The sequence below is a fragment of the Flavobacterium sp. genome (assembly GCF_049318185.1).
Classification (GTDB): domain Bacteria; phylum Bacteroidota; class Bacteroidia; order Flavobacteriales; family Flavobacteriaceae; genus Flavobacterium.
The window spans coordinates 1-6,829 of the sequence record NZ_JBMOGV010000114.1 but is presented as its reverse complement, the minus strand read 5'-3'; the positions used below and the strand labels follow the sequence as shown (position 1 = coordinate 6,829).

At 31.2% G+C, this 6,829-nt stretch carries 6 protein-coding genes and 1 pseudogene; 5 read left to right on the top strand and 2 right to left on the bottom strand.

The genetic code is table 11. The features are described 5' to 3' along the window. Positions 1-368 (bottom strand): annotated as a pseudogene (locus ACOYLT_RS09590) (ribonuclease R); the annotation flags it as partial. Between the two features lie 734 nt (positions 369-1,102). Here ACOYLT_RS09590 and rpiB point away from each other — a divergent pair. Genes rpiB through ACOYLT_RS09575 form a run of 3 tightly spaced genes read left to right on the top strand, consistent with a single transcriptional unit; the run spans position 1,103 to position 4,575 of the window. Then, positions 1,103-1,534, top strand: a complete 432-nt coding sequence (gene rpiB / locus ACOYLT_RS09585; RefSeq protein ID WP_422853634.1) for a ribose 5-phosphate isomerase B — start codon at positions 1,103-1,105, stop codon at positions 1,532-1,534. Between the two features lies 1 nt (position 1,535). Further along, on the top strand, positions 1,536-2,438 hold the full coding sequence (locus ACOYLT_RS09580) for a cation diffusion facilitator family transporter (RefSeq protein ID WP_422853633.1): 903 nt from the start codon (positions 1,536-1,538) through the stop codon (positions 2,436-2,438). A gap of 13 nt (positions 2,439-2,451) precedes the next feature. After that, entirely contained in the window at positions 2,452-4,575 is a 2,124-nt protein-coding gene (locus ACOYLT_RS09575) for a Tex family protein (RefSeq protein WP_422853632.1), read from the top strand. 77 nt (positions 4,576-4,652) lie between these two features. On the opposite strand, the gene tatA is transcribed toward ACOYLT_RS09575, so the two are convergent. Further along, positions 4,653-4,850, bottom strand: a complete 198-nt coding sequence (tatA, locus tag ACOYLT_RS09570; protein WP_422853631.1) for a twin-arginine translocase TatA/TatE family subunit — start codon at positions 4,848-4,850, stop codon at positions 4,653-4,655. A 140-nt stretch (positions 4,851-4,990) separates the two neighbouring features. On the opposite strand from tatA, the gene ACOYLT_RS09565 reads away from it, so the two are divergent. Next, complete coding sequence (locus ACOYLT_RS09565; protein ID WP_422853630.1) at positions 4,991-5,860, top strand: M23 family metallopeptidase; 870 nt, start codon at positions 4,991-4,993, stop codon at positions 5,858-5,860. Position 5,861: 1 nt separating this feature from the next. Next, positions 5,862-6,829 (top strand): GH3 family domain-containing protein (locus tag ACOYLT_RS09560; RefSeq protein WP_422853629.1); only part of this gene is annotated, 968 nt, incomplete at its 3' end.

The following is a 6,829-nucleotide window of genomic DNA, read 5'->3' as shown; positions in this document are numbered from 1 at the left end:
GCTTTTACTTTATCGTTATCCAATGCATGATTTAAATTTATAAAAGGGATGAATACATCATGTTCTAATTCATCACAAACAAAATAGCCTGTTTTTCTAGACGTCATATCAACAACTCCTTCGTAATATTGATGACTAGAAGCTTTCACTAAATACTTACCAGGTTCTGATTCAATGATCAGTTTTTGAGCTGCTAAAATTTTTAAATCTTTAATTATTTCATTTCTGCTTTTAGTATCGTCTAATTCTAAAATAGCAGCTATTTGTTTGTAATTAAAAGGTTTATTGGCGTTTTTTGAAAGTATTTTAAATATCTTTTCGGAAAAGGTTTTTTCATTTTTTCCAAACTTTTTAGGTTTCTTACTCATTGTATCTTTACTATTATTGTTGAAAATTACAAAATAGTATTAAGTTTAATGTATCAAGTACTAATATTTATCGAAAAAATAACATTTATTATTTTTATAAAAATTAGAGTTTTCAACAATAATTAGAATTATATATAAAAAAATTAAATTAAATTTAAATTTATAGTGGTTATTATAGTGTGTTAATAGTTGTAATAACTTTTTGTTAAAAATCATATTTTTAAAGTTATATAAACTTATACAAAGAAATTAACAATATTTAATAATTATAAAGTTCTTAAAATGTGGTAAATTTTATTGTTTATTAACATTTGAAAATACACTAAAAATAACTCAATTTTTTAATAAGTTTTACTATTAGTTTTTGTTGAAAACCATCTTTTTTGTGCTGATAAATTTTACATAAAAAAACAAAACTAAGTTTGATTTTTTAATAACAATTTTTGATTACAATTTTTTTACATACGACAAAGAAAAACTTCTAATTTTCTATTCAAAGTTATGAACAATTGATGTTAATTTAAGGTTAACTGATTATCAACGAATTGCAAATAACTATTAACATTTCATAATTTTAACATTTTTATTAAATAAATACTAATTATTTTCAATTAGTTGTAGAAATTAATCAGTTTAAAAAAATCTTAATTATTAAAAATCAAGTAGTTATAATAAAGTAGAATTCTAACTGATAGTTTTCTTAAATTTGTCAATATAACTACAAAAGAAACATAATGAAAATCTCTATTGGAAACGATCACGCAGGACCTGAATATAAAAAAGCAATAGTCGCATTTTTAGAACTTAAAGGATATCAAATTTTAAACCACGGAACAGATACTTTTGATAGTGTTGATTATCCTGATTTTGGCCATTCTGTGGCGACTGATATTGAAACTAAAAAAGCTGATTTTGGTATTGTGATTTGTGGTTCGGGAAATGGAATTAATATGACGGTTAATAAACATCATGGTATTCGTTCCGCATTATGTTGGACAAAAGAAATTGCGGCGCTAGCACGTCAACACAATGATGCTAATATTATAAGTATCCCGGCACGATTTACCTCCATACAACAAGCGATAGAAATGGTTGATACTTTTCTAAACACTTCTTTTGAAGGCGGAAGACATGCTATTAGAGTAGCTAAAATAGCTTGTCAATAATATGAGCGGAATCCACATTCATAAACATGAAGTAAAAGGTAAAAATCTATTCTATTCTATTTTATTAAACCTTTTAATTACCATTGCTCAAGTAGTTGGTGGAGTTATTTCTGGAAGTTTAGCTTTAATTTCTGATGCGCTTCATAATTTTTCAGATGTTTTATCGCTTGGTTTTAGTCTCTTTGCTAATAAACTTTCTAGAAAAAAAGCCTCTATAAATCATACTTTTGGTTATAAAAGAGCCGAATTAATAGCTGCTTTTATCAACGCTATTACATTGGTTATTGTTGCGTTGATTTTAACCTACGGCGCTATTGAAAGATTTTTTAATCCCCATCCCATCCAATCAGGTTTAGTAATTTGGTTGGCACTTTTAGGAATTGCTGTAAACGGTTTTTCTGTTTTGCTTTTACAAAAAGACGCAAAGCATAATATTAATATGAAATCGGCGTATTTGCATTTATTGACTGATATGATGGCTTCTATTGCTGTTTTAATAGGTGGTTTATTAATGAAATTTTATGCATGGTATTGGGTTGATAGTGTGATGACCATTCTTATTGCCGCTTATTTAATTTATGTTGGAGTTGATTTAATAAAAACCGCTACTAAAATGTTGATGCTTTTCACACCAGATTACATTGATATTAAAGAAATTGTTCGTGAAGTACATAAAATATCTGGAGTAAATAAATTGCATCACATCCATATTTGGCATTTAAATGACGAAGAATTACACTTGGAAGCACACCTTGATTGTTCAAGAGATATAAAAATGAGCGAGTTTAATTTGTTGTTAGAAAAAATTGAAATCATTTTATTTGAGCAATTTCATATCAACCATATCAATATTCAACCCGAATTTAATAAAGAAGATCCAAAAGATTATATCGTACAGGATTAAGGATTACTAAAAAATGAACCAATTACAATTTATAGAAAACCAAACAAAGGCTTCACTAAAAAGCATTAGCGCTACCTTAAAATTATTAGCAGAAGATTGTACTATTCCTTTTATTTCAAGATATAGAAAAGATCAAACAGGAAATTTAGACGAAGTAGTTATTGAACAAATTACTAAGCTTTCTAAACAATATGATGAAATTGTAAAACGAAAAGAAAGCATTCTCAAAACCATTCAAGAGCAAGGAGAACTTTCACCTGAATTAAAATCAAAAATTGAAAATAGTTTTGATTTACAAGAGATAGAGGATTTGTATTTGCCCTATAAAAAGAAGAAGAAAACCAAAGCAGATATAGCTCGTGAAAACGGATTAGAACCTTTGGCTAAAATTATTTTTGCACAAAGAAAAGACGACATCGATTTTATTTCAACAAATTATATAAATGACAAAGTAAAAAACGAAGACGAAGCGCTTCAAGGAGCACGAGACATTATTGCCGAATGGATTAACGAGAATATTTATATTCGTAAAAATCTTCGTCGAATGTTTCAACGTAAAGCAATTGTGGAAACTAAAGTGGTCAAGAAAAAAGAAAACGAAGATGCTGCTCAAAAATTTTCGCAATATTTCGTTTGGGCAGAACCAATTTCAAAAGCTCCATCACATCGCTTGTTAGCCATGCTTCGAGCCGAAGCAGAAGGATTTGTTAAACTCAATATTGAAATTGAAAAAGAAGAAGCGGTCGATTTTATAGAAAATGAAATAATAAATGCTAATAATGAAACAACACCACATCTCGAATTAGCCATAAAAGATAGTTACAAAAGATTATTAGAACCAGCTATTTCCAACGAAACGTTGCAAGAAGCTAAAACTAAAGCAGACGCCAAAGCCATAGAAGTTTTTGCTGGGAATTTAGGCCAACTTTTATTAGCACCGCCTTTAGGTGAAAAGAGAATTTTAGCCATTGATCCCGGATTTAGAAGTGGTTGCAAAGTAGTTTGTCTGGATGAAAAAGGTGATTTATTATACAACGAAACCATTTATCCGCATCAACCACAAAACGAAAGCGCTATGGCGATGAAGAAAATACGTTCGATGGTAAATGCTTATAACATTGAAGTAATTTCAATTGGTAACGGAACGGCAAGTCGTGAAACCGAATTTTTTATCAAGAAAATCGCCTTTGACAAACCAGTTCAGGTTTTTGTGGTTTCAGAAGCTGGCGCATCGGTATATTCAGCGAGTAAAATTGCACGTGATGAATTTCCAAATTATGATGTCACAGTTCGTGGTTCGGTTTCCATTGGTAGAAGACTTTCAGATCCATTGGCCGAATTGGTTAAAATTGACCCAAAATCTATAGGTGTTGGACAATACCAACACGATGTTGACCAACCTAAATTAAAAGAAGAGTTGGACACAGTTGTGGTTCGCTGTGTGAATTCGGTTGGAATAAACATTAATACAGCCAGTAAATCATTATTGAGTTATGTTTCTGGAATAGGAGAGAAGATGGCTGAAAACATTGTAGCGTATCGTCAAGAAAATGGTCCTTTTGAAGATAGAAAGCAATTAAAAAAAGTACCTCGATTGGGCGACAAAGCTTATCAACAAGCCGCAGCTTTCATTAGAATTAAAGATGGAAAAAACCCATTAGACAATTCGTCGGTGCATCCCGAAGCGTATCCTGTGGTTGAAAAAATGGCGAAAGATTTAAAGATTTCGGTTAACGAATTGATAGCTAATAAAGAAAAAATAGCTTTAATAAAACCTGAAAATTATACCAATGAAACGATAGGTATTCTAGGAATAAAAGACATCCTTAAAGAATTACTAAAACCAGGACTCGACCCAAGAAAAGCTGCAAAAGTTTTTGAATTCGACCCCAATGTAAAAACCATTAAAGACGTTCGAACCGGAATAATTTTACCAGGAATTGTGAATAATATTACAGCGTTCGGCTGCTTTGTTGATATAGGAATTAAGGAAAGCGGATTGGTTCACATTTCACAACTCAAATCTGGTTTTGTTTCTGATGTTAATGAAGTGGTTAAGCTTCATCAACACGTTCAAGTGAAAGTAGTAGAGGTTGACGAAGAGCGAAAGCGAATTCAGTTGACGATGGTTATTTAACTAAAAATAAAAAATCCAAGATTCCAAAGGTTTAAGCATCCGAATCTTGGATTTATCTTTTTTTAAATGTAAAAAACTTATTCTTTTTTCTCTTCTTCTTTTTTAGCTGCAGGAGCGTCATCTTTAGCAGCGTTTTTAAATTCTTTAACGCCGCTACCTAATCCTTTCATTAGTTCTGGTATTTTTTTACCACCGAAAAGCAGTAAAACAATAGCCAAAATTAACAGAATTTGAGGCATTCCAATTTCTCCTAAAAATATCATTAAAAAGTTCATAGTTTCTATTTATTACAATAATAATGTACAAATGTAAAAAATAAATCAATAGTAAAATAGGATTTAGAAGTAAAGAACGTTAAAGTTAATAAAATATAAAGCAGACTTATTTTTCTATATTTGTGGTATAATCCAAACCCATGTCTGAAAAACGGTTAAAAAGAAAAATAATCAAGAAAAAACTATTCACAAAAAACCGCTTGGTTATTTTGAACGAGGATACTTTTGAGGAAGTTTTTTCTTTGCGATTAACTTTAATGAATGTATTTGTGGTGGCTACTTTTGGCGCGTTTTTAATAATTTTTGTGACTACATATATTATCGCTTTTACACCATTGCGCGAATATATTCCTGGTTATGCTTCTTCGAAATTGAAAAGAAATGCCACAGAATTAGCTTTGAAATCTGACTCTTTATCAAGAGCCTTAAAGAAAAATGAGGCCTATATTGCCTCCATTAAAAAGGTGTTAACTGGCGATTTAGAATATGCTAAATTCAGTAAAGACTCCATAACTGCTTCCAATACAAAACCTGTTTCTGATGAAGAATTAAAACCATCAAAATCAGATTTAAAACTAAGAGAAGAAGTGGCAAGAGAAGACAAATACAATCTTTTCGAAAAAGCCAAACCAAAAGCAAATGTGGTACTTTTTCCTCCCGTAAAGGGAATCATAACAGACAAATTTAATCCAACAAAAAAGCATTATGCGGTTGACATAGCGTTAGCCAAAAACACTCCTATAAAATCTATTTTAAGCGGTACTGTAATTTTTGCTGATTGGACACCAAACACAGGAAACGTGGTTATTATTCGGCATAATAACGGTTTCATTTCTGTATATAAACATGCGGAATCGGTAACAGTTTCACAAGGCGATAAAGTGAGAACAGGCGAAGTCATAGCTCTTGCTGGTTCAACGGGACAAGAATCAACGGGCGTACATCTGCATTTTGAGTTATGGAAAGATGGATATCCTATAGACCCAAGTATTTTTATTGAATTTGAATAATATGTCAATAAAGTCATTTGCAGCTAAAATTTTTGCGGAAGCTATTCATAGAAAAACCCAAACTTGGGTTAATAAACCTATTGAGACACAGCAAAAAGTTTTTCAAAGTCTTATGGCTTTCGCCAAAGAAACTCAGTTTGGAAAAGACCATAATTTTTCTGCAATTAAAAACTTTGAAGATTTTGCTAAACAAGTTCCTATAAGAGATTATGAGGAATTAAGACCTTATATTGACAGCATTGTAAAAGGCGAGGAAAATATTCTATGGAGAGGAAAGCCCATCTATTTTGCTAAAACTTCAGGAACCACTTCTGGAGCTAAATATATTCCGTTGACCAAAGAATCGATGCCGACACATATTGAAGCTGCTCGCAACGCGATTTTAAATTACATTCACGAAACAGGAAATGCCGATTTTATAGATGGAAAAATGATTTTCTTACAAGGAAGTCCACTTTTAGAAGAAAAAAACGGTATTAAACTAGGAAGATTGTCCGGAATTGTAGCGCATTTTGTTCCTAACTATTTACAAAAAAACCGAATGCCGAGTTGGGAAACCAACTGCATTGAAGATTGGGAAAACAAAGTCGATGCTATCGTGGAAGAAACGTTCAACGAAAACATGACGGTGATTTCTGGAATTCCTTCTTGGGTTCAAATGTATTTCGAAAAGTTGGAACAAAAAGGGAATAAACCGGTTGGAAATATCTTTAAAAACTTCAATCTATTCATATACGGGGGCGTAAATTATGAACCTTATCGTGCTAAATTTGAAAACTTAATAGGCCGAAAAGTAGATTCTATTGAATTATTTCCTGCTTCAGAAGGTTTTTTTGCTTATCAAGATTCTCAAAAGGATAAAGGAATGTTATTGCTTTTGAACTCCGGAATTTTCTACGAATTCGTAAAATCGGATGAGTTTTTTGAGGATAATCCTAGACGTTATACTATTGGCGAGGTGGAATTGAA

Excerpts from the sequence above, each read along its gene's own strand:
- rpiB (WP_422853634.1), top strand. The coding sequence starts at position 1,103 with ATGAAAATCTCTATTGGAAACGATCACGCAGGACCTGAATATAAAAAA.
- ACOYLT_RS09580 (WP_422853633.1), top strand. The coding sequence starts at position 1,536 with ATGAGCGGAATCCACATTCATAAACATGAAGTAAAAGGTAAAAATCTA.
- ACOYLT_RS09575 (WP_422853632.1), top strand. The coding sequence starts at position 2,452 with ATGAACCAATTACAATTTATAGAAAACCAAACAAAGGCTTCACTAAAA.
- tatA (WP_422853631.1), bottom strand. The coding sequence starts at position 4,850 with ATGAACTTTTTAATGATATTTTTAGGAGAAATTGGAATGCCTCAAATT.
- ACOYLT_RS09565 (WP_422853630.1), top strand. The coding sequence starts at position 4,991 with ATGTCTGAAAAACGGTTAAAAAGAAAAATAATCAAGAAAAAACTATTC.